Annotated in this window: 23 protein-coding genes; all 23 read left to right on the plus strand. The window is 60.2% G+C overall.

Translation table 11 applies throughout. The features are described from left to right. The 23 genes from HZB60_01610 (at window position 1) to atpE (ending at window position 23,181) form a co-directional block, all read left to right on the plus strand. Window positions 1-939, plus strand: a complete 939-nt coding sequence (locus tag HZB60_01610) for an LD-carboxypeptidase (protein ID MBI5058457.1) — start codon at window positions 1-3, stop codon at window positions 937-939. Further along, a complete protein-coding gene (locus HZB60_01615; protein MBI5058458.1) occupies window positions 903-1,574 on the plus strand; it encodes a phosphoribosylglycinamide formyltransferase in 672 nt (223 codons plus the stop codon). Before HZB60_01610 ends, HZB60_01615 begins: the two co-directional genes overlap by 37 nt. Continuing rightward, window positions 1,571-3,109, plus strand: coding sequence for a bifunctional phosphoribosylaminoimidazolecarboxamide formyltransferase/IMP cyclohydrolase (gene purH, locus HZB60_01620; GenBank protein MBI5058459.1), 1,539 nt, complete (start codon window positions 1,571-1,573; stop codon window positions 3,107-3,109). Before HZB60_01615 ends, purH begins: the two co-directional genes overlap by 4 nt. Before the next feature lie 61 nt (window positions 3,110-3,170). Beyond that, the gene (locus HZB60_01625) at window positions 3,171-3,506 is read left to right on the plus strand and encodes a hypothetical protein (GenBank protein MBI5058460.1); all 336 of its coding nucleotides are present in this window, start codon (window positions 3,171-3,173) and stop codon (window positions 3,504-3,506) included. Between the two features lie 71 nt (window positions 3,507-3,577). Then, a complete protein-coding gene (locus HZB60_01630; GenBank protein ID MBI5058461.1) occupies window positions 3,578-4,600 on the plus strand; it encodes a rod shape-determining protein in 1,023 nt (340 codons plus the stop codon). A 6-nt stretch (window positions 4,601-4,606) separates the two neighbouring features. Beyond that, on the plus strand, window positions 4,607-5,446 hold the full coding sequence (mreC, locus tag HZB60_01635; protein ID MBI5058462.1) for a rod shape-determining protein MreC: 840 nt from the start codon (window positions 4,607-4,609) through the stop codon (window positions 5,444-5,446). Further along, complete coding sequence (locus tag HZB60_01640) at window positions 5,443-5,919, plus strand: hypothetical protein (protein MBI5058463.1); 477 nt, start codon at window positions 5,443-5,445, stop codon at window positions 5,917-5,919. Before mreC ends, HZB60_01640 begins: the two co-directional genes overlap by 4 nt. A 2-nt stretch (window positions 5,920-5,921) precedes the next feature. After that, window positions 5,922-7,730 carry a penicillin-binding protein 2 gene (mrdA, locus tag HZB60_01645; protein ID MBI5058464.1) on the plus strand — a complete coding sequence of 603 codons (1,809 nt, stop codon included), beginning with the start codon at window positions 5,922-5,924 and terminating at the stop codon, window positions 7,728-7,730. Beyond that, the gene (gene rodA / locus HZB60_01650) at window positions 7,727-8,944 is read left to right on the plus strand and encodes a rod shape-determining protein RodA (GenBank protein ID MBI5058465.1); all 1,218 of its coding nucleotides are present in this window, start codon (window positions 7,727-7,729) and stop codon (window positions 8,942-8,944) included. Before mrdA ends, rodA begins: the two co-directional genes overlap by 4 nt. Further along, window positions 8,929-10,512: a M23 family metallopeptidase gene (locus HZB60_01655; protein MBI5058466.1), complete on the plus strand. Its 1,584-nt coding sequence runs from the start codon at window positions 8,929-8,931 to the stop codon at window positions 10,510-10,512. Before rodA ends, HZB60_01655 begins: the two co-directional genes overlap by 16 nt. Before the next feature lie 15 nt (window positions 10,513-10,527). After that, window positions 10,528-11,211 carry a rhomboid family intramembrane serine protease gene (locus HZB60_01660; protein ID MBI5058467.1) on the plus strand — a complete coding sequence of 228 codons (684 nt, stop codon included), beginning with the start codon at window positions 10,528-10,530 and terminating at the stop codon, window positions 11,209-11,211. Window positions 11,212-11,227: 16 nt separating this feature from the next. After that, on the plus strand, window positions 11,228-13,921 hold the full coding sequence (locus HZB60_01665; protein MBI5058468.1) for a valine--tRNA ligase: 2,694 nt from the start codon (window positions 11,228-11,230) through the stop codon (window positions 13,919-13,921). Then, window positions 13,918-15,273, plus strand: a complete 1,356-nt coding sequence (locus tag HZB60_01670) for a DUF4139 domain-containing protein (GenBank protein ID MBI5058469.1) — start codon at window positions 13,918-13,920, stop codon at window positions 15,271-15,273. Before HZB60_01665 ends, HZB60_01670 begins: the two co-directional genes overlap by 4 nt. A gap of 55 nt (window positions 15,274-15,328) precedes the next feature. Then, on the plus strand, window positions 15,329-17,383 hold the full coding sequence (recG, locus tag HZB60_01675) for an ATP-dependent DNA helicase RecG (GenBank protein ID MBI5058470.1): 2,055 nt from the start codon (window positions 15,329-15,331) through the stop codon (window positions 17,381-17,383). Window positions 17,384-17,437: 54 nt separating this feature from the next. Further along, window positions 17,438-18,226 (plus strand): ParA family protein, encoded by a 789-nt coding sequence (locus HZB60_01680; GenBank protein ID MBI5058471.1) that lies wholly within the window; start codon window positions 17,438-17,440, stop codon window positions 18,224-18,226. After that, on the plus strand, window positions 18,223-19,095 hold the full coding sequence (locus HZB60_01685) for a ParB/RepB/Spo0J family partition protein (GenBank protein ID MBI5058472.1): 873 nt from the start codon (window positions 18,223-18,225) through the stop codon (window positions 19,093-19,095). The genes HZB60_01680 and HZB60_01685 overlap by 4 nt, the downstream gene beginning before the upstream one ends. Continuing rightward, a complete protein-coding gene (gene rlmB, locus HZB60_01690) occupies window positions 19,092-19,898 on the plus strand; it encodes a 23S rRNA (guanosine(2251)-2'-O)-methyltransferase RlmB (GenBank protein ID MBI5058473.1) in 807 nt (268 codons plus the stop codon). Before HZB60_01685 ends, rlmB begins: the two co-directional genes overlap by 4 nt. Window positions 19,899-20,063: 165 nt before the next feature. Next, window positions 20,064-20,903 (plus strand): M23 family metallopeptidase, encoded by an 840-nt coding sequence (locus HZB60_01695; GenBank protein MBI5058474.1) that lies wholly within the window; start codon window positions 20,064-20,066, stop codon window positions 20,901-20,903. An 82-nt stretch (window positions 20,904-20,985) separates the two neighbouring features. Beyond that, window positions 20,986-21,432 (plus strand): polymer-forming cytoskeletal protein, encoded by a 447-nt coding sequence (locus HZB60_01700; protein MBI5058475.1) that lies wholly within the window; start codon window positions 20,986-20,988, stop codon window positions 21,430-21,432. Beyond that, complete coding sequence (locus HZB60_01705; GenBank protein ID MBI5058476.1) at window positions 21,389-21,685, plus strand: AtpZ/AtpI family protein; 297 nt, start codon at window positions 21,389-21,391, stop codon at window positions 21,683-21,685. Before HZB60_01700 ends, HZB60_01705 begins: the two co-directional genes overlap by 44 nt. Next, window positions 21,658-21,969, plus strand: a complete 312-nt coding sequence (locus tag HZB60_01710; protein MBI5058477.1) for a hypothetical protein — start codon at window positions 21,658-21,660, stop codon at window positions 21,967-21,969. Before HZB60_01705 ends, HZB60_01710 begins: the two co-directional genes overlap by 28 nt. Then, window positions 21,966-22,898: a F0F1 ATP synthase subunit A gene (atpB, locus tag HZB60_01715; GenBank protein MBI5058478.1), complete on the plus strand. Its 933-nt coding sequence runs from the start codon at window positions 21,966-21,968 to the stop codon at window positions 22,896-22,898. The genes HZB60_01710 and atpB overlap by 4 nt, the downstream gene beginning before the upstream one ends. 58 nt (window positions 22,899-22,956) lie before the next feature. Further along, window positions 22,957-23,181 carry an ATP synthase F0 subunit C gene (gene atpE, locus HZB60_01720; GenBank protein MBI5058479.1) on the plus strand — a complete coding sequence of 75 codons (225 nt, stop codon included), beginning with the start codon at window positions 22,957-22,959 and terminating at the stop codon, window positions 23,179-23,181. Window position 23,182 lies beyond the last annotated feature (1 nt).

Here is a 23,182-nt window from a genome sequence, read left to right on the forward strand (position 1 = left end):
TTGATTCTGCCGCGACCGCTGCAGCGCGGAGGTACCATCGGCATCTGCGCGCCGGCGGGCCCGGTCAAGCCGGAACGACTTGCGCGAGCCGTCCGGGAGATCGAAGCCAGCGGATTTCGAGTCGTTCTGTCGGAACAAGTGCTCGGCAATATCGGGCTGTTTTCGGCGCCCGACGAGACTCGCGGCGCAGAACTCCTGCAGATGTTTCAGCGTGCGGATGTGGATGCCGTCTTCTGTGCCCGAGGCGGCGTGGGTTCGAGTCGTTTGCTCGAGTTGCTGGACTGGCAGCGGATTGCCGAGGTTCGGAAGCCGTTGGTGGGACTTTCCGACACCACGGTGTTGCAATGGGTATTATGGCAGCGCACCGGACTGGTGAGCTTCGCGGGTCCGTTGGCAGTGGAGTGGGATGGAGCGCTCAGCGCGGCAACTCGAGATCATTGCACGAATTTACTGGCGGGTCGGCAGTGCGACAATCTCCTCTCCGCCTTTCCCGGGCGCGGACGAGTGTTGCGCCGCGGCAGGCAAGACCGCGTGACCGCGCCACTGCTCCCCGGGAATCTAACCATGATCACGACGCTGCTGGGGACTCCCTATCTGCCCGACCTGCGCGATGTGGCCTTATTGGTGGAGGATATCCATGAACCGCCGCACCGTGTGGACCGCATGTTCTTCCATCTCCGAAATGCCGGGGTGCTTAACTCTCTGGCGGCGCTCTTGATCGGCGATTTCGGCGACGGAAGCGTTTCCGTTGATGCAGATTCTATCGAACGATCCGCGCTCGCTGCCGCGGCCGGCACCGATTATCCGATTCTAACCGACATTCCGTTCGGCCACGGTCCGGACCGCATGTCGCTACCCATCGGCGGCAATGTCCAGATCAGTTGTCAGGAGTTGCGAATGCAATGGATCGACACGCTCGACGGGGAGCCGTCAACGTGAAGCCGCTCCGCATCGCATGCTTCGTGTCGGGGAACGGTACGCTGTTTGAGCACATCGCTCGGAAGTGTCTGCAAAAGGAGATCCCGGCAACGGTTGTCGTCGTGATCTCGTCGTCGAGCACTGCGAAGGCGTTGGAACGGGCCGCGGCGCTGGAAATCCCGGCCGAGGTTGTGCGACGGGGCGCGGACGAAAGTGATGATGTGTATGCCACGAGGCTGCTCGACACGCTCCGCAAGTATCAGGTGAACTTCATCTGCCTCGCGGGTTTCCTGAAATTGTTGCCCGCGCAGTTGATCCGCGAGTATTCCGGCCGGGTCTTGAATATCCATCCCGCCTTGCTGCCCGCTTTCGGCGGCAAAGGGATGTACGGGCGGCGGGTGCATGAAGCGGTGATCGATTCCGGTGTGCGGGTCTCGGGAGCAACCGTGCATCTCGTCGATGAGGAATTCGATCACGGTCCCATCGTTGCCCAACGCGCCGTGTTTGTGCATGCTGACGACAATCCGGATACGCTTGCGGAACGGGTGCACGCCGTCGAATTTGACCTTTATGCGCAGGCGGTCACATGGTTTGCGCAATCCCGCGTCCGGATTGACGGACGCAAAGTTACGATCCTTCCTCTATATTCCAAATGATACGGATTCGTCGCGCTCTGCTGAGCGTTTCTGATAAGTCAGGGTTGATCGAGTTGGGACAGGAGTTATTGCGGCACGGCGTAGAATTGATCGCGAGCGGAGGAACCGCCGCCGCGCTCGAAAAGGCCGGATTGGCCGTCACGCCGGTGGAGAAATGGACAGGCTCGCCGGAGGCGATGGAAGGGCGCATCAAGACTCTGCATCCGCGGATTCACGGCGGTTTGCTGGCGCGCCGCGACCATCCCGGTGATCTCGCCGATATGGGACGCCTCGGACTTGATTTTATCGATCTCGTTGTCATCAATTTCTATCCGTTTGAACAGACCCTGGCGGCGGGCAAGCCCGAACACGAGATCATCGAGGCGATTGATGTAGGCGGACCCTCCATGATGCGAGCCGCCGTGAAGAACGCGCAGCATGTCGTTGCCGTGTGCGACCCGTCACAGTACGGCGAGTTGTCGGCGCTGCTTGCGGAATGGCACGGCGAGGTTCCCGAGGAGTTCAGCAAACGCTGCGCGGCGAGCGCCTTCGCGCGCATGGTGGCCTATGACAGCGCGATTGCGGCGTGGCTCAACGGAGGAGAACTGGAGCCGTTGCCGCTACGGCGCGTGCGGGGACTGCGCTATGGCGAGAACCCGCATCAGCAGGCGTGGCTGTATGCCCGGGCCGGTGAACCGGCGGCGGGACTCGTTGCCGCGGATCAGCTCGGTGGCAAGGAGCTTTCGTACAACAATTTCCTCGACGCCGACGGCGCCTTGAAGCTGTTACGCGAGTTTGATGAGCCTGCGGCCGTTATCGTCAAGCATGTTACGCCGTGCGGAGTTGGTGTCGGAGGCAACCTCTCTGAAGCGGTAACGCTGGCGCTGCAAACCGACCGGACGTCGGCGTTCGGAGGGATTGTCGCATTCAACCGCGAGCTGGATGCAGAAGCCGCCGAAGTGTTAGCGGAGATCTTCCTGGAGATCATCCTTGCTCCCGCTTTCAGCGACGCGGCGCGAGCGGTTTTGTCGAAGAAGAAAGCGCTGCGGCTGCTCGAGTTCGATTGGGATGAACTGAAACGACCGTTTGCTTCACGCGAACTTCGCGCAATCTGGGGTGGCTATTTGCGACAGACACCGGATGACGAATTGCCAGAGCTTGACAACCATAAGGTCGTCACCAGGCGTGCGCCAACTCCGACCGAACTCGCGGCCATGAGATTGGGCTGGAAAGTCTGCAAGCACGTGCGTTCGAATGCGATCGTTTTCGCCGATGAGCGACACACCCTCGGGATCGGCGCCGGGCAGATGTCGCGCGTGGACTCCGCCGAACTCGCGGTCAAGAAAGCCAGAATGGCACCCCTCGAGCTCAAGGGCTCGGCTTGCGCATCGGACGCCTTCTTCCCGTTTCGTGACGGCTTGGAAATCGCGGCCAAAGCCGGAGCGACCGCGATTATCCAGCCGGGCGGCAGCGTGCGCGACGCGGAAGTGATCGCCGCCGCCGACGAACAGAATCTCGCGATGGTCTTCACCGGACGCCGACACTTCAGACATTAATTCGATCATCAGGATGTTGCTGAGTGATAACCTGACGCACAGCCGAAAACCGGACCCCACCATGCAATGGCCTAACAATCTCGACCGCCCGCTCTACATCCGCCCCTCCTCGCGCGTGCGCTATCTGGGCAAGGACTACATTGTCAAACGCGATATCAAGGGTGCCATTTACCAGCTGATCGGGCGCATGACGCGTAAACTGCCGTCCATCAAGGACGCGATGGACGCGACGCGCAATCAGAAACTCGTCTGTCAGTGGGGCGGCTACTACTCGATCTACGTGCGGGTTGACGACGAACAAAAACCGATGATTCTGAACTACCTCTGGGCGGAGGAGAAAAAGCGCGGAATTCAACCGCCCGATTTGAAGCAGATTATGCTGGCCGACGAGGGATGAGGCTCACCTGCGATCCGATGCCGATTCATTCACCCACTTTTTTCTCGTAAGGACGCAAGCGAGGTATCTACATGGCGTTTTCTCTCAGTGGCTTGTTCTCCAACGAAATTGCCATTGATCTTGGAACCTGCAATACTCTGGTCTATGTAAAGGGCAAGGGAATCGTCGTGCGCGAACCGTCGATGGTGGCGGTGCGCAAGCGCGACAACAAGGTGATTGCCGTCGGTACCGAGGCCCGCGAGATGCTCGGGAAGACCCACCGCGATCTCGAAGTGAGTCGGCCCATGCGCGACGGCGTGATTGACGACGACGAACTTGCGGAAGTCATGATCCGGGCCTTCATCCGCAAGGCCCAGACCAACCGGATGATGCGGCCGAGGGTGATTGTGTGCGTGCCGTCCGGTGTCACCAAGTCCGAAAAACGGATTATTCGCGATTCCGCGGAGCACGCCGGCGCGCGCGAAGTCTATCTGATCGCCGAGCCGATGGCCGCCGCACTGGGCGTCGGCTTGCCGGTGAATGAACCCATCGGCAGCATGGTGATCGACATCGGCGGTGGCACGACCGAAATCGCCGTGATCTCGCTCTCGGGAATTATTACCGACACGTCCATTCGAGTCGGAGGCGATGAGTTGGATGAGTGCATCGTCCAATTCATGCGGCGTAACTATAACCTGCTGATCGGCGAGCGAACCGCCGAAGAGATCAAGGTACGCATCGGTTCGGCAATCAAGATGGACCAGGAACTGTCGATTGTCGCCAAGGGGCGCGACCTCGTGGAGGGCGTGCCGAAGGCCATCGAAATTAATTCCATTGAGATCCGGGAGGCATTGAACGAGCCGGTCTCGCAAATCGTCGAAGCGGTCCGGATGGCGCTGGAAAAAACACCGCCCGAACTCGCGGCGGATATCCGAGATCGGGGCATCGTCATGACTGGCGGCGGCTCCATGATTAAGGGGCTGGACGTCCGCCTGCGTGAAGAGACCTCGCTGCCGGTGATACTGGCCGAGGACCCGCTCACTTGCGTGGTGCGCGGCACGGGTAAGGTCCTCGATGACTTCGAGACCTTCAGCAAAGTACTGCTTCCCTCATAATAACCCATGCGGAGTTCGCCGCGGCTATTCGTTCCGCGCCTCGATTGGATTATCCTCCTGATCACGGTCGGCTTCTCGCTGACCCTTCTCTTTTTCAGTAAGAGTCCGGCGGTGAACGGAGTCAAGCGCGAACTGGGCACGGGGTTGGCCTATCTCGCAAAACCGCTGGTGCAGTTGCGACGGGCCTTCGATGTCTTTCGCGAAAACGCGGAGCTCCGCGAACTCTCGATCGACCTGAGCCGCGAGAACGGTGAATTGCGGGCGATGACCCTGGAAAATGAGCGGCTGCGAGGCATGCTCGCGTTTCGCAATCGGTTTCCGTACGAGATGCTCAGTGCGAGCGTGATTGCTCATCCCGGGATTGAAATCGGCGGCAAATTGATCGTGGATCGCGGGAAGAAGGACGGGCTGCGAATGAACGCAGCGGTGGTCGCCCCTGCCGGCTTGGTGGGAAAGGTGGTGGAAGTCGCGAATCACACAGCGCTTGTGCAGACGCTCGTCGGTAACACCTATGGCGTATCCGTCATGGTTGAACGCAGCCGGGCGATGGGAATCCTGCGCTGGCTGGGACCCGGAGAGTGGACCATCGTGGGTCTGGCGACCGGGGAAGACATCACCGTCGGGGATCTGATCCTTACGACAGGCGCTGGATTCGTGTTCCCCGCGGGCATTCGCGTGGGCGTCGTGTCGGAGATCCGCGCGCAGGCCGAGCCCGGCAGCGGGTTCAGCCGCGTTCAGCCGTTTGTCCGGTTCAATTCCGTGGAAGAGCTGTTCGTCGTAACCACGAGCCACCCGGGAACTCCAGCCGTTGAGGACTCGGTCGTGACCACGGGGACAGAGCCATGAGCTACATGACCCTGGCATTCGTGGGCGTGTCTCTCTTACTGCTCGATGTATCGATCGGAGGATTGCTGACTATTGGTGCGACGCTGGTCCAACCTTCGCTGACGCTGCCATTCGTCGTCTATGTCGGTCTGCAACTTGGTCCGATTGCCGGAACGCTGACAGGCGCCGGGATCGGTCTGGGATTCGATCTGCTGAGTAGCGGGCCGCTGGGTGGCAGCGTGTTCGCCTACTCTGTCGTCGGGTTTTTCTGCGGCAAACTCTGGGACGAAGTCTCCTTTCGCCTGCTCTGGCCGTGGGGCGCCTTCTTGCTGGTCAGCGCACTGTTCAGTGAGAGTGTGGCCTACTACCTCTTTGCGCGCGGCGCGGGGACGAACTTCCTGCCGTTGTTCTGGCAAAGCGGCGCGCCCGCCGCGGCCTACACGACCCTGCTCGGGTTGTTGTGGTTCCTCTCGCCATTGCACAGGACGCGCTGAGGATGGCGAATCAAACGTCCGGCGAGACGATTCGCTATTTCAGCTTTCTCGGTATCGTCGCCGCGCTGTTTTGCGTGCTCGGGGTCCGGCTGTTTGAGCTGCAGGTATTGCAGGGAAACGAGTATCGCGAGAAGTCGGACAGCAATCGCATCAGGCTTGTGGAAACGACACCACCGCGCGGCGTCATGCGCGATCGCCACGGCCGCCTGCTGCTGACGAATCGTGCGTCCTATTCGTGTTGGGGAGTTCCCCGCGAACTCTGGAATGACCGAGCGGGGTTGGAGCTGCTCAGCGGCGCGATGCGGAAAAACACCGAATTCGTCCGGCAAAACATGATCAAGCCGTTCCGCTCGACATTCCAGCCCATGCGCATCGAGCGTGACCTGAGCTTCGGCCAGTTGTCCGCCTTTGAAGAAATGCGCGACCGGATCCCGGGTGCATTCTTGGAACTGGAGCAGCAGCGATATTACTCGCGTTCACTGGCGGCCCACGCGCTGGGATACGTCAGCGAGGTTTCCAAGGACGAGCTGGAAAAATTCCCCTATGCCAGAGTGGGCGATCTGGTCGGGAAGCGCGGATTGGAGCGCATCTACGACGAAGCGCTGCGCGGCGTGCCGGGACGGCGGTTTTCAATTGTCAATGCACATGGGCAGGAAATCGCCGACGAGGACAAGCTCGACCGCATCGAACCGATTGCCGGCAAGGAACTTTGGCTGTCGATTGACGCCGACGTACAGGCGCTGGCGGAATCGTTGATGACGGGCAAGATCGGCGCGGTGGTGGCGATGGACGTGCGAAACGGCGGAGTCGTGTGCATGGCCAGCGCACCGACCTACGACCCGCAGGTGTTCGCCGGGCGGATTGACTCCAAAGAGTGGAATCGGTTGCTGACGGATCCGCAGAAACCGATGCTGAACCGCGCGTCGCAGACCATGTATCCGCCCGGCTCGACAATCAAGATGGCGATGCTGACCGAGGCGCTCGAAAGCAAGACCATCACGCCCGCCTTCACCGCCAGCTGTCCCGGCCATTACACCGTCGGAAATCGCACCTTTAAGTGCTGGAACAAGAAGGGACATGGAAGCGTCAACGTCTATCGCGCGATCGAAGAAAGTTGCGACGTATTCTTTTACAAAGTAGGAATGATGCTGGGCGCCGACGGCATCAACCGGGCGCTCGCCCGTTACCACTTCGGCACGAAAACCGGCGTCGATCAAACGTCTGAGGCGGATGGGCTGATTCCTTCCGAGGCATACTACAACAAGCGCTACGGTCCCAGCGGCTGGACCAAAGGCTTCATCCCCTCCATCGCGATCGGTCAGGGCGAAGTGCTGGTGACGCCCCTCCAACTTTGCGCCTACGCATGCGCCGTGGGCGACGGAAAAGTCTGGAAGAAGCCATTTCTGGTCAGCGGGGTGTACGATCCACAGACCAAGACACTCCAGAAACGTGAGGCGCCGCCCGGAGAGCCGCTGAGCTGCTCCCCTGAAAACATGGCAATTGTGCGCGAAGGCGCCCGGCGGGTCGTCTGGGGCGGGGGCGGAACCGCCAGGCGGCAGCAGGATGAGGATTGTCCGATTGCCGGAAAGACCGGAACCGCGCAGAATGCACATGGCGACGACCACGCCTGGTTCGTGGGATATGCGCCGTACGATGACCCGATTGTCGCATGTTGCGTGCTGGTTGAGTTCGGCGAACACGGTTCGTCTGCTGCCGCACCGATCGCCAAAGAGGTTATGCGGGCCTTCGTGCTTTCCGAACGCGGGATAGACAACCCGCCGATCAGCGCTAATCTCGCGACGGCCGAATGAGTGGACGGTATCAGTTCCCCGATCCCTGGATCCTGATCTCAGTGCTCGGCCTCGTCGGAATCGGTTTGCTGGCCAATTACTCCACGAGCTTTGCCGAAGGCGAATTGGAATTCACCCATTTCTATCGGCAGTTGTTGTGGGCCACGATCGGCGGCGGCTTGATGATCATGACCGTGGCAATTCCGCTTCGCGTGTTCCAGTCGTTCGCCTACGTCATCTATATCATCGGCGTGCTGTCGCTAATCGGTGTAATGTTCTTCGGCCACGTTGAAATGGGGGCGAGACGCTGGATCGACTTGGGAGCCTTTCGACTCCAACCTTCGGAGTTTGCCAAGGTCACGACCCTGCTGGGAGTCGCGAGGTTTCTGACCGACTTTCCACGCGACATCGGCAAGGCCTGGGTGACCATCGTCGCCGTCGCGACGTGCGTGGTGCCGATGGGGTTGATTCTCGTAGAACCCGATCTCGGGACATCGCTCGTGTTCCCGATGGTCATGTTTTGCCTGCTGGCGTGGGCGGGAATCCCGTTCTGGCACCTGGTCTTGCTACTGACTCCCGTGTTGGCGGTGCTGACATTCTGGCACCAAACACTCCACATCGCTACGCTCGCTGCAATCGTGGCAGCCATCTTTTTCAGCCGGCGGAGACTGGTGCCCCTCGCACTCGCGGTCATTGTCTTTCTGTCCGTCGGCTCGGCGACGCCGCACCTCTGGGGCAAACTGCACCCCTATCAACAGAAGCGACTCCTGACATTTATCAACCCGGAAGCCGATCCGCTGGGATCCGCGTATCAGTTGATCCAATCCAAGATCGCGATTGGTTCCGGCGGGATCACCGGCAAGGGCTTCTTGCACGGCACGCAAACGCAGTTGAAGTTCCTGCCGGAAGGTCATACCGATTTCATCTTCAGCGCGTGGGGCGAAGAATTCGGTTTCGCCGGCACGCTGGTCGTGGCCGTGCTGTTCTTCATCCTGTTTGTCCGGGCGATGCGGTTAGCTCAGCGCTGCCACAATCCATTCTATTCATCAGTGGCCGCCGGCGGCGCTTGCCTGATCACGGCACAGGTACTGACTAATCTGCTGATGACCGTAGGATTCCTGCCCGTAACCGGAGTGCCCTTGCCGTTCGTGAGCTATGGTGGGAGTTCTTTGTTGAACATGTTGACCTTGTCCGGATTGATGTTGTCAGTAAGCGTGCGGTGGCGAGAGTACTGATCTTCCTCGCGCTCGCCTTGTCGGCAGACGCAACTGCGCCGGAGCGGCTCTGGCCGTTGCCGTTTGGTCGGACGCTGACCGGAGGATTCGCCGACAGCCGACCCGAACATTTCCACGGCGGCGTGGACCTGCGAACCGGTCCCGAACATCGGCCGGTCGTCGCGCCGACCGATGGCTTCATTGAGCGGATCGCGGTTGCTCCGAGTGGGTATGGTCGCGCGCTCTATTTTCGCATGGCGGACGCGCGCACGGCGGTCTTCGGGCACTTGAACGAATTTGTCGCGCCACTCGAAACGCTGATGCGCGACTCGCAATTGGTCCGCGAGAACTATCGGGTGGATTTCGCGACGGACTCGATCTCCGCGGCCGTGCAATTTCGGCGCGGCGATGTCATCGCGTACACCGGTGACAGTGGCGCCGGGCCTGCACACTTGCATTTCGAGATTCGCGAAGGAGCCGTGCAGATTGATCCGCTGCAATTCTATGAGCCGCGCGACTCGCAACCGCCGGTGATCACCGGGTTGTCGTGGATCGGGCTTGGTGATTATGACCCGCTGGCGGCAGGTCTCAAGCTGACGCTGACTAAGGTGCGAAGCGGACGATGGCGCGCGCCGGCTATCACGGCTGCCGAGCCTGTTGCGCTGTTCGTCCGGTGCTATGATCCCGGTCCCTGGGGTCGCAATGCCGTGCCGTCGGAGATTCGACTGCGCGTGAACGGCGAGCAAGTGTACTCCGTAGCCTGCGGTAGCATCGACCTGCTCGGCGCAAAGGACATCTACGACCGACTCGTTTACGCCGAACGGCTGCATCGTGATACGGATGTGCGTCGGCTGTTTTGCAGTCCGCCGCCGGCCCAATGGAACTCGGACGGTTCGTGCGAGGGCTGGCTGCATGACTTGCGAGATGCTCAAGTTGAGGTAGAAGTCGTGGACCGCGCCGGCAATACGACCACCGTCTCGTTGAGACTGACCTCGGGTCTTGCCGCGGCCATCGACGCCACGACGTTACCCGACCGCTTCAGTGCCGGACCGTTCTCGTTGCTGACCGCGCAGGACGCATGCGCCGCGTGGGCGAAACTGACGCTGTCGGGAGCCGATCAGGTACGAATATCACCTACCGAGCTCGCGTTCGGCGATCGACTCGAATTGCACTACGATCTTGCGCCGGGGGAGACCGTTCAAGGCAGGTACTTCTACGAGCAGAAGGGCGATGGGTCCAAACGCCCGCTGTGGAGGATCCCGGGTCGCACGGCTGGGATGTCCTGTTACGTCATGAAAGCCGGGACTTACGGAATCGGTCTGGATGGGACGCCGCCCGTTGCCCGCTGTACCGCTCATCGCGGGTCAATTTATGTCGGATTGACGGATGAGGCGTCGGGGATCGATGATGGCACCGTGCGTTGCCGCGTGGATGGCGAACCGGCCATCGTGGAGTTCGATTTCGAAGCGCGCGGTGGACCGATTTGGACTCCGCACATCCTGCGCAACGGACCGCATCGCATCGAGCTTTCCGCGGGGGATCGCGCCGGCAATGAGCAGAGTTGGGTATTCGATGTGGCGATTCCTTAGCGCACGCCGTCCGTTGTGATTCCGATTCGTGACGAGAATCCGACGCGTCGCTTGCCGGTGATCACGATCGGCTTAATTGCCGCGAACGTGATCGCGGGGATCTGGTCGTTCACATTGCCGTCGTCGATGTATGAGGCGTTGGTCTATCAGTTCGGCACCGTGCCGCTCTTGATGACGCGGGCGTTCAATCTGCTTCCGCAATTCCCCGAGCGCTGGCTCAGCCTGGTGTCGAGCATGTTCCTGCATGGCGGGCTGATGCATCTCGGCGGAAACATGCTCTACCTGTGGATCTTCGGCAACAATGTCGAAGATCATCTCGGCCATCTCAAGTTCCTGCTGTTCTATCTGGCCGCTGGAGTGATTGCCGCGCTCGCGCACTATGCGGGCGACATCACTTCGACGGTGCCGATGATCGGAGCGTCCGGCGCCATCAGTGGCGTGCTGGGCGCCTACCTGATCCTCTATCCGCAGGCGCGCGTGGTGACGATGGTCTGGTTCTTCTTCTTCCTACGATTTGTCCCGATTCCGGCCTACATTGTGCTCGGCGTCTGGTTCCTGATGCAGCTAACCAATCTGCTCGGCGGCGGCGGCGGTGGGGTCGCCTGGTGGGCGCACATCGGCGGGTTCATCGCCGGAATGCTGCTGATTTGGTCATTTGCGGAAACGAGGAACCGCCGCCGTCGCCTGATTACCTTCTAAACCTGCCTCAGATTTCATGCCGAAGCTGCAGCTCGAGAAAGCATACTCACCGCAACAGGTCGAACAACGTCTCTACCGGGAATGGGAATCCCGCGGCTATTTCACCGCGCCGGTACGTGAGGGCCGCTCACCGTATGTGATCATGATGCCGCCACCGAATGTGACCGGACGGCTCACCATCGGTCATGTGCTCAACAACACCATACAGGACGTCCTGATTCGCTGGCATCGGATGCTCGGCGAGGACACACTCTGGCTGCCCGGCATGGACCATGCGGGACTGGCGACGCAAGTAAAGGTTGAGGCGGAACTCGCGAAAGAGGGGCTGACTCGACACGACCTGGGCCGCGAGCAGATGATCCAGCGGATCAACGACTGGAAAGAACACCATGGCGGCATCATCCTCCGGCAGCTGCGACGCATAGGCGTATCTTGCGACTGGTCACGGGAGCGATTCACGCTGGATCCCAGTCTGTCGCGCGCGGTGCTGACCATCTTCGTTCGCTTGTACGAGAAGGGCCTGGTCTATCGCGGGAAACGCATCGTGAATTGGGATCCGGTCGGACACACCGCACTCTCCGACGAACAGGTGGAGATGCGACCGGTTTCGTCGTCGCTCTGGCATTTCAAGTACCCGCTAAGCGACGGTTCCGGTCACCTCGTCGTAGCGACCACACGTCCGGAGACGATGCTCGGCGATACGGCCGTGGCGATTCATCCGGAAGACGATCGCTATCGTCAGCTGCGCGGCAAGACCGTGCGGTTACCGATTGTGGGACGTGAGATCCCGATTGTGTTTGATGACTATGTCGATCGCGAGTTCGGGACCGGCTGCGTGAAGGTCACGCCGGCGCACGACCCGAACGACTTCGAGATCGCGATGCGGCACCATCTCGAATTCGTCATCGTGATCGGTCCGGATGGCAAGCTGACCAATGCCGCGCCCGCCGAATTCCAGGGCATGACGCGCGAAGCCGCGCGAAAACTCGTCGTCGAGCGGTTGCAGGAATTGGATGCGCTGGAGAAGATTGAGCCGTACACCCATGCGGTGGGTCACAACGAGCGGACGGGCACGATTATCGAGCCGCTCTTGTCCGAACAGTGGTTTGTGAAGATGCAGTCGCTGGCGGAACCGGCGATTCGGTCCGTGCGTGAGGGACGGGTTAACTTTCACCCCAAACATTGGGAGAAGACATTCTTCCATTGGATGGAGAACGTCCGCGACTGGTGTATCTCGCGGCAAGTGTGGTACGGCCATCGCATCCCGATCTGGACGGTGCAGGAAACCGGCGAGGTGATCTGCGCCGTCGATGATCCGTCTCGCGATCCGAGATTCGCCGGCCAGACCCTCGTTCAGGATCCCGACGTACTCGATACCTGGTTCTCCTCTTGGCTGTGGACGTTTTCGACGCTCGGCTGGCCCGAAGCTACCGCGGATTTGCAGAGGTTTCATCCCACGAGCGTACTCGTGACGGCGCCCGAGATCATCTTCCTTTGGGTCGCGCGCATGATGATGGCGTCCGAAGAGGTGTTCGGTGTCGAGCCGTTCCGCGATGTCTATTTCACGGGCATCGTGCGCGATCCCAAAGGCCGCAAGATGTCGAAGTCGCTGGGCAACTCGCCCGATCCGATCGACGTCATCGACGAGTTCGGGGCGGACGCATTGCGCTTCACGATGGTCTCGCTGACGCCGCATGGCGGTGATATCCGGTTCGGTGCTGAACTCTGCGAGAACGGCCGAAACTTCGCGAACAAGATCTGGAACGCGACTCGGTTCCTGCTCATGAATCTGCCGGAGGAGGGGGACGGGTTCGAGTTCGAGCGCATCGACGAACGGGGCAAGCTGCCGGACAGTCTGATTGACCGCTGGATCACGTCGGCGTTCTTCTCCGCGGTCAACGACGTAACGGCGTCGCTTGCCGACATGCGGTTTTCGGACGCGACAAAACGGCTCTATGCCTTCATCTGGAACGATTTCTGTGATTGGTACCTCGAACTGGTTAAGACCCGATTGCAGAGCGCAAATGCCGAGGAAAAACGTGCGGTGTTGCAACATGCGCTGGCGATTCTGGAAGGCGCGCTGCGGCTGTTGCATCCGCTGATGCCGTTTATTACCGAAGAGATATATCAGACGCTGATCCAGTTGTCCCCGAATTCGTTGTCGCAGCCTACCATCTTGTATGCGCCGTTTCCCCGCGTGCGTAAGGATGCCATCGACTCCGCTGTGGAGGCGGAATTCGTGCTGCTGCAGGAAGTCGTCAGTGCATTGCGCACGATTCGCGGCGAGCTGGGTGTGCAATCCAACCGCAAGATTACCGTCGGCCTGACGGGCGGCAGTGACCAGCAGCTGGATTTTCTCGCCGGGTATTCGGCGTTTGTCCAGAAATTGACCGGCGCTGAGCAACTGGTGATTCGAGCGCCAAAGCCCAAGGGCAGCGCGTCGAGCGTCGTGCAGGGAATCGAAGTGTACGTTCCGCTCGGCGGCCTCATCGACCCGGTCGTCGAGCGGGCGCGCTTGAGCAAGGAATTTGACCGCCTCGGTAAGCTGATTGCCGGAGCTGACGGTCGGCTGGCGAACCCGCAATTCGTCGCGTCCGCAAAACCCGAAATCGTCGATGCGGAACGACAGAAACTGGCTGACTTGCGCGACGCGCGCGAAAAGGTTGCGCGCTTCCTGACTGAAATTGAAGCTATGGGAGGGCATTCATGATCCGCAATCTTCTGAGGGCCGCCGCGGCGCTGGCGCTCGCCACGGCTGCGCTGGCCGCGCCGGGGGTCTCGATTACGATCTACAACGACAATCTGTCGCTGGTCCGGGATACGCGCGGCATGGAGTTCAAAGCCGGCCGCGGAGAACTGATGTTCCGCGATGTCTCCGCGCAGATCGACGCGACCTCCGTGCACTTTCGCGCCGACGGCGTGGATATGCTCGAGCAGAATTTCGACTACGATCTGGTATCGCCCGACAAATTGCTTCAGAAGTATATCGACAAAGAGATCGAGGTCGTCAACGAAAAGGGCGAGATCGCGCGCGGAACGCTGTTGAGTTTCGGCGGGATGAGGGGCGCCGGACAATTGGTACTCAAGCAGGGCGACGGTTCGCTGCGCTCGCTGATGCTCGATAAAGCCGCGGATATCCGCTATCCCAGTTTGCCCGAGGGTCTCATCACGCGCCCGACGCTGCGCTGGCTCGTCGATGCCCGGAGCGGCGGCAACAAGGAAACTGAAGTATCGTACCTGACCTCCGGGCTGTCCTGGAAAGCCAATTACGTGCTCGTCTCGAATCAGGAGAACACGCGCGCCGACATGGACGCATGGGTGACGATTACGAATAGCTGCGGCACATCCTACACGGATGCCAAACTGAAGTTGATCGCGGGCGAACCCAATCGCGTGCGGGACGTCATGCGGCGCGCCTATGCCGCTGACATGATGGTGGAGTCCGTGGGGGCGAAGGCCGCGCCACAGTTTCAGGAACAGTCCTTCTTCGAGTACCACCTGTACACGCTCCAGCGCCCCGCGTCGGTGATGGACAATCAGATCAAACAGATCAGCCTGTTTCCGTCCGCAGCGTTTTCGACGAAGAAGTTGTTCACCTACGACTCGCAGGTTGACAACGACCGTGTGACCGTGTCACTGGAATTTGAGAATCGCGAGGAGAACGGGCTCGGGATCGCGCTGCCGGCCGGCGTCGTGCGCGTCTATCAACTGGGTCCGGATGGAAGTCAGGAGTTCATCGGCGAAGATCGAATCGAGCACACGCCGCGCCATGAAACGATGCGCGTGACCGTCGGCAAGGCGTTCGATGTGGTGGTCGAAAAGAACCAGCAGGATTATCGGCAGATTTCGAGTCATTCGAGCGAGACCGATTGGGAAGTGAAGCTCAGAAATCGCAAGCAGGACAAGATCGAAGTGGTCGTCGTCGATCATTTCTGGGGCGACTGGGAGATTCGCCAATCGAGTCTGCCGTACAAGAAGGTGACCGCGACCAAAGTCGAGTTCACGGTCCCCTGCGATGCCGACCAAGAAACCATCCTGACCTACACTGTCCGACAGTGGTAATGAGGCGCTAAGCCGCCCTGCTTCTTGGCTCGAACGTCCGGTCACGGATATCCGCATGATCGGAGAGCACCGTCGTGAGGCGCTCGCTGAATACGGAATCACGACGGTCGGCGAGCTGCTGGAGTTCTATCCGCGCAAATATCTGGATCGCTCGCAAGTCATGCGGATCAAAGATCTGCGGCTGACCGAACACGAAATCACGGTGGTCGGCAAGATCTCGTATGTGAATTGGATCAAGAGCAAGCGCGGCAAAGAGTGGCTCGTAGTCGGCGTGAACGACGGCTCGGGGCTGCTCGAGTGCATCTGGTTTCAGGGTATCCAATACTGGAGCCGGCAGCTCAAGGAGGACCAAACGGTCGCGGTGTCCGGCATGATCAACGATCTTGCCGAGCGCAAGTTCATTCATCCGGCTGTCGATCAACTCGGCGACGACGGCGATACGGAGTTCTATAATACCGGGCGCATTGTGCCGCTTTATCCCGGCGGTATGGCACTGCGCAAAGCGGGGTTGGAAAGCCGGACCTTGCGCAAGATCATGCGGCTGGCGTTGGACTTCGCCGAACGCGATCTGATCGAATTCCTGCCCGAGCAGGACCTGCACGACGCGAATGCGCTTACGCGCGCGCCGGCCATGCGCCAAATTCATGAACCGGAGTCAAACGAGCAGCTGCATGCCGCGTGGCGCCGAGTCCGATTCGAAGAGTTGTTCATCTATCAGCTGCTGTTTGCTTATCGACGGCGAATGAACGCCGAATTGCCCGGCGGTATTGCGTTTGACAAAATCGGCCCGTGCACCAAAGCCGTCTTGGCCGCGCTGCCATTCCGGCTCACTGAAGGTCAGCGCGGGGTATTGACCGAGATCCGTCACGATCTCGAACGAAACTACCCGATGCAGCGGCTGCTGCAAGGCGAAGTCGGCTCGGGCAAGACCACTGTCGCACTGTTAGCGATGGCGATGGCGGCGGACTGCGGTTATCAGTCCGCCATGATGGCGCCGACGGAACTGCTCGCCGAGCAGCATGCGCAACGACTGCTCCTACCGGCGGCCGCCGCCGGTTTGACGGTTCGGTTGTTGCGAGGCAAGCAGCGCCTTGCGGAGCGACGCGAGATCCTGGAAGCGATCGCCGGCGGCCATGCCGAGTTGGTGGTGGGTACGCATGCGCTGATTCAGGATCAAGTTCAGTTCGCCCGGCTGGGACTGGTGATTATCGACGAACAGCATCGCTTCGGCGTCGAGCAGCGCACGTCGCTTCGTTCAAAAGGCATCCGCCCGCACCTGCTGCTGATGACGGCGACGCCGATCCCGCGTTCACTGCGGATGGCACAAATGGGCGATCTGGACGTCTCAACGCTGCGCGAGCTGCCCGGCGGTCCGCGCCAAGTCGTTTCGGCCATCCGGACCGAGCCGGACCGCGCCAAAGTCTATAGCTTTATCGCGGAGCAGGCGCAGGCTGGCCAGCGCATCTTCATCGTCTGTCCACTGATTGAAGAGTCAGAGAAGCTGGACACCGAGGCGGCCATCGCTTACCACGAACGCGTGACGCGCGGTCCACTCAAGGGGGTAAAGGTCGGGCTTGTACATGGACGAATGGCGGCGGAGGCCAAGCAGATCGCCCTCAATGCATTCCGGTCGGGCACAACTCCGGTCCTCGTCTGTACACCGGTCATTGAGGTCGGGGTGGATGTGCCCGAGGCGTCCCTGATGCTGATCGAGAATGCGGAGCGCTTCGGCCTCGCCGCATTACACCAGTTGCGCGGGCGAATTGGACGCATGGGCCAACGAGCCTTCTTCATCCTCATGCCCGGACCGCGAATGACGGTCGAAGCGGAAGATCGAATCAAGACACTGTGCGAAACGGATGACGGCTTTCAGATTGCCGAGCGCGATCTGGAACTGCGCGGCGCGGGTGAATTCTTCGGCACGCGTCAAAGCGGTGAGTTTGAATTGCGCTATAGCAACCCCGCCCGGGATGCCGATCTGCTCAGTCTGGCCGCCGAGCGGGCCGCTGCCCTGATCGAACGGGACCCGGACCTCGAGGGATACCCCGAGTTGAATCGGCGATTCCAGAGTAAACATGCCCACAGGCTGAATTTCCCCGCCAGCGGCTGAGAGGGACAATCTGCCCTTGCATATTTTGCCGCCGTGCCCTATATTAGACATTCTATGAGAAAGATCATCGCGATTGCCAATCAGAAAGGCGGAGTGGGCAAGACCACAACCGCCATTCATCTTGCCGCCGGGCTTGCCCTCGAGGGGAGGCGAGCCTTGCTGGTCGATACGGATCCGCAGGGTAATGCGACGGCGGGCGTCGGACTCTCCAGCACCGGCGAATTCCCCGGTATCTATGATCTGCTCATCAACGGGGCCGCTGCCATTGAGGTGATTCGCCGCACGAACATCGAGGGGCTCGACGTCCTCGGAGCGGACACCAGGCTGCATGGCGCGGAGATCGAACTCGTGCCACGCATGGCCCGCGAACGAATTCTGGACGAGGCGCTGTCGGCGCTCGAGACGCACTATGACTATGTGATTCTGGATTGCCCGCCCTCTCTGGGCCTGCTCACATTGAACGCACTGGCCGCGGCCACGTCGATCATCGTACCGATGCAGTGCGAGTACTTTGCGCTGGAGGGATTGGCCCATCTCATGAAAACGGTCAAGCTCGTGCAAAAACACCTTAATCCGCAGCTCGAAATCGAGGGAATCGTGCTCACCATGTTCGACGGGCGGTTGAACCTGTCGAAGCAGGTCGCCGACGAAATCGGCCAAGTGTTCGGCAGCCGTGTGTACAAGACCATGATCGCCCGCAATGTCCGACTGTCCGAAGCCCCGAGCTACGGGCAGCCCGTTTACCTCTACGACCCGAGTTCGCGTGGCGCGCAGAACTACCGCGATCTGACCGTCGAATTCCTCGGAGCGCAACGATCTATCCGCAGTGAGGTCGTGGCGTGAAGCCGCCCAAGGGATTGGGCAAAGGCCTGCGGGCGCTGATTACGGAATCCGAACTCACCGCGGAAAACGGCGCGACCATCTCCGAACTCGCGGTCGGGGTGATCGACCCCAATCCGTTTCAACCGCGAACGGTTTTCGATGACGCGGAGATCGAGGAACTCAAGCAGTCGATCCTGAAGCAGGGCGTCCTGCAACCCGTGATCGTCCGACCCATGGGGGCAAGGTTCCAGCTGGTGGTCGGCGAGCGCAGGTTGCGCGCGTCGAAGGCCGCCGGGCGTGAGACCATTCCGGCGATCATCCGCGAAGTGGCCAGCGACGAGGAGATGCTCGAGCTGGCGTTGCTCGAGAATGTCGTCCGCAGTGATCTCAATCCGATCGAAATCGCCAAGGCCATCGTCCAGTTGCAAACCCGGTGCAAACTCACGCAGGAGGCGATCGCGGACCGGCTCGGCATGAGCCGCGCCCACGTCGCGAACACCGTGCGGCTGCTGAAATTACCGGGACACATTCAGGGTGCGTTGCAGGACCGCAAGCTTACGATGGGCCACGCGCGCGCGTTGCTGTCGGTCGCCGATGATCGCGAGCGGGAGTTGCTGTTCAACCGCTTTGTGAGTGACGGCAAGCTGACGGTTCGCGCCGCTGAAGCGCTCACGCGCGGGGCCAGCGTCAAAGCGATCAAAGCCCGCTTGAACGGCGAGCTTGAGCTCGGTCCGCGGGCATCGGTCGAATTGCAGCGCATCGAACAGCGACTGCAAAGCGCCCTCGCCACCCGCGTGAAAATCAAGCCCGGTGTGCGCGGCGGCACCATTGAAATCCAGTACTATTCCAACGATGATCTCGAGCGATTTCTGGAACTGCTTGAACCGTGAAAGCTGACCGTTCCCGACGCACCGCCCACCGCTCACGGCCCGCCGATTTTCGCCCCTCGGAGCCCGGAACTGAATCCGGGCTGATTCGTATTTATGGCCGGAAACCGGTCATCGAAGCACTGCGCATCGGTGTCGTTCAGCGCATCGAAATCGCGCGCGGCGCCCATGGCCGCATCATCGCTGACCTTGCGGCGATTGCGCGCACGGAAAAGGTAGAGATGCTCGAAGTCGAAGGCTGGGCGGAGGATGAACCCGGCGTCACACAGGGTATCCGAGCACTCGCCAGGCCCCCCGCTCTGCGCCACGACTTGCGCCAATTCGCGGAGGCATTCCCTGCGGACGAACAGCCCGTCCTGCTGATGTTGGACGGGGTCACGGATCCCCATAACTTCGGCGCGATCTTGCGCACGGCAGCCGCCGCCAATGTTGCAGCCGTCGTGATCCGCGATCGTCGCCAGGCGCCCGTCACGGAAGTCGTCGTAAAGGCGTCGGCTGGAGTGGCCTATCTCGTTCCGATATTCACGGTGACCAATCTCTCCAGCAGTTTAAGAGATTTGGCCGAGCGCGGATTCTGGTCGGTCGCCGCCGCCGGACTCGCCAGCGCCAGGACATACACGGAGTACGACTGGAAGCGACGCCTGGTTCTGGTTGTGGGCAGCGAAGGGGAAGGAGTGAGTGAGCTTGTCCTACGTTCGGTTGACGATATTGTCAGAATTCCACTGCCAGCCCATGTCGATAGCCTCAATGTCTCTGTGGCCACCGGTATCCTCTTATTCGAATGTGCGCGCTGCCGATTTCGCTGAGAATCCTGGTGAGGAATGGTAAATAGTATCGTTTTGTAAGCGTATGTAATTCATTATGTTACATGCATACCTTGTTGCGCTTTGTTCTTGTTTTCACTTGACTCAATCGGGCAAAATCGCTATATTAAAAAGTTTAGAATATTTAAATTAAGTAAAGGCAAAGAGTTGGCTGCAATGAAGGGGCGAGGGTGGACGCTCCTCGTGATTCCGGAGAATGAATCCGGCACTCGCCAGTTCCGGCTGCCTCGCCGGGCCGTTGTGCTCCTTGTCAGCGCCTTGGCCCTCGTTGTTCTTTATGCTGTCGTAGAGACCGTCCTGTTCTGGGCCGTAGCGCGCCGGGCCGCCGACGCGGATCACCTGCGAATCCGAGTACGCGAACTCGAAAACTCAAGCGATGAGTTGCTGCGCATGGGAACGGAACTCGCCAAGTTGCAGGCCTTCGAACGACAGGTCAGAAGAGTCCTCGGAGCGGGCGCCCAGACGGAATCCGAATCCACCCCGTGGATTCCGCCCCCGGTCACGACCTCCTCGCCCTTCGGGAACTTAGGTTCGGGCATCGTCCCGCTGTCGGACGCCGCTCGCGGGAACCAACCCGCGACCCAAGGTTACTCCGCTTCTGACGTCCCCGCCGCATCGCCCGTGTCCGGATTCCTTACGCGCGGTTTCATTACTCACGACGACTCACGAGAGCTCGCTCACCATGGCATCGATCTGGCAGCCAAAGAGGGCGCTCCCGTGGTCGCGGCTGCCGATGGAATCGTGATTAACGCCGGATGGTCTTATCCTTACGGCAATCTTGTGGCGCTGGCGCATCGCTCCGGCTACTTTACCTTTTACGGCCACAATCAGCTCTTGTTGGTCCGACCCGGCGACCGTGTTCGCCAGGGTGAGCCGATTGCCTTGATCGGGAATTCCGGAGTCAGTTCCGCGCCTCACTTGCACTTCGAAGTCTGGTACGACGGCCAGCCCGTCGATCCGACTACTCTCATCCGCAGCATCCCCTGACGACTGTCTGCGCGGTTGCTCGCGGAATGCACTCGCCGTCCACCGGCGATATCTTCAATTCCGTTCTCTCAGGAGGCTGAACATGAGTAAGTGGGGTTCGTCCAACTTGCGGTCGCTCTCCTCTGCCGATATCTCGACCCTCCTCAGCAAGGATGCTGAGATTCGCGGGTCGATCAAGACACAAGGTTCGATTCGCATCGACGGCGCGGTCGTCGGCGATGTGGTCTCCGCCAAGACAGTGACCGTCGGCGCCGGCGGCAGCGTCGAAGGCAACGTCGTCGCCGAAGAGATTATCGTTTCCGGTCGAGTGAAAGGGACTTTGACGGCCAAACAGAAGATTTCTCTCGAAGCCACGGCCCAGTTGGAAGGTGATATCCACGCGACCCGGCTCACGATCAGTGAGGGCGCTGTATTCCGTGGGCAGTCCAGCATGGGTGCGCCGCAGACACCGAGAGTCGTGGTCAGTAATGGCCAAAGCAAGATCGGTGAACTCCCCAAACCCGCAGAGCGAGCCGCCGTCGGAGGGTAAGCCCGGTCGGCGCAAGTTCACCGAGCCGCCACGAAACTTCCTGCGCGACCCGCTGCAAATCGGAGTCTCCATCGTCGGGGTCACGGTGGTCTTCGGCGGAGGGGGATGGTGGCTCGACAGCAAGCTGGGCAGCTTCCCGGTCTTCCTGTTTGTCGGATCGGTGCTCGGTCTGTTCGGTAGTATCTACTCCATTGTGGTCCGATTGCGCGTACAGGATTCCGACGCTTGGAAGAAATCCCATCCCCGCTCCTGACTTCTGTGCTTTCCATAGCGGTTGGTGGTCTGATATCGCTGGTTGCCGCACTGCCCTCCGTACTGCTGCTGGTCGCCACCAAACATTCCGATTTGGGATTGCGCATGCGCGCCTGGGCAATCGGGGTGGCGCTCAGGTTCTTGATCATACTGCTTTCCCTGATCTTCCTCTTTCGTCGTACAGCCCTGAACCGCATCTCCGTCCTCGTCGGCATCCTGCTCGTATTCTTCCTGATTTTCGGTATCGAAGTCTATTTCGCGTTTCGCAGATCTAAGTCCCAATGAAACTGCTCGCAAAGACGATACTTCTGGTCATATTCTGCAGCCTGATTCCGGTCGCAACCGCGAATGTGCCCGCGACTGACCGCATGCCAGCGGCCGCCGATTCGGCAACGGCCGCAAGTGCGGCCGAGGGCGGAGCCGCGCACACCGAACATGAAGGTGGGATTGGCACGACCCTCGTGCGGATTCTTGAGCATCACCTCGTCGATGCCGACAAGATCGATCTGTTCGGATATGAAATTCACCTGCCCGTGTTCGAGATCGGCGGGATGACCTTCGTGACCAAACATCAGGTCTGGTGGTTGATCGCGATGCTGATTGTATTCGCGCTGGTGTGGCGGGCGGGGAAGCAGACGACGGCCGTGCCCACCGGGATGAGAAACGTGTTCGAAATTCTCGCGACGTTCATCCGCGATGAAATCTTGCGACCGAACCTGCACGAGAAGGCGGATACGTTCCTGCCCTATTTCCTCACGCTCTTTACCTGCATCCTCTTTTCCAACCTGCTCGGGCTGCTACCGTGGGGCGCTTCGGCGACGGGAAACATCGGGACCACGGCCGGTCTCGCGCTCTGCACACTCGGTCTCATGACTGGAATGGGCATTAAAGAGAATGGAATCGGCGGTTTTCTGCACAGCTTTGCTCCTCCGGGAGTGCCCGGCTGGCTGATGCCGCTGATCATTGTGGTAGAGATCGCCAGTTTCTTCATCCGCCCGTTTGCCCTCACGATTCGTCTCTTTGCCAACATGCTGGCCGGGCACGCGGTCATTGCGGTATTGCTCGGCCTCATTGTGACACCGCTCTTCGCGATTCCGTCCATCGCCGTGGCGACCGGGGTCATGCTGCTCGAAATCGTCGTCGCCTTGATCCAGGCCTACATCTTCATCATGCTCTCCGCGGTGTTCATCGGATTGGCCGTCCATCCGCACTAATCTGGCAACTTCAACACATCACATATTCAATTCAAGTCTCAAGGGAGTTTTCTGATCCATGGAACAAGGACTTGCTCTGCTCGGTGCCGGTCTCGGTGCCGGACTGTTCGCGCTGGGAGCCGGAGTCGGTATCGGTCAAATCGGCGGTCGCGCAATGGAAGCTATCGCCCGTCAGCCCGAAGCCGCCGGTAAGATTCAGGGTGCCGCTTTGGTGATGGCCGGTCTGGTCGAAGGTGCCGCGCTGTTTGCCTTCCTCATCGAAATCCTGATCTGGACGAAGTAAT

This window comes from candidate division KSB1 bacterium (assembly GCA_016214895.1).
GTDB lineage: Bacteria > Electryoneota > RPQS01 > RPQS01 > RPQS01 > JACRMR01.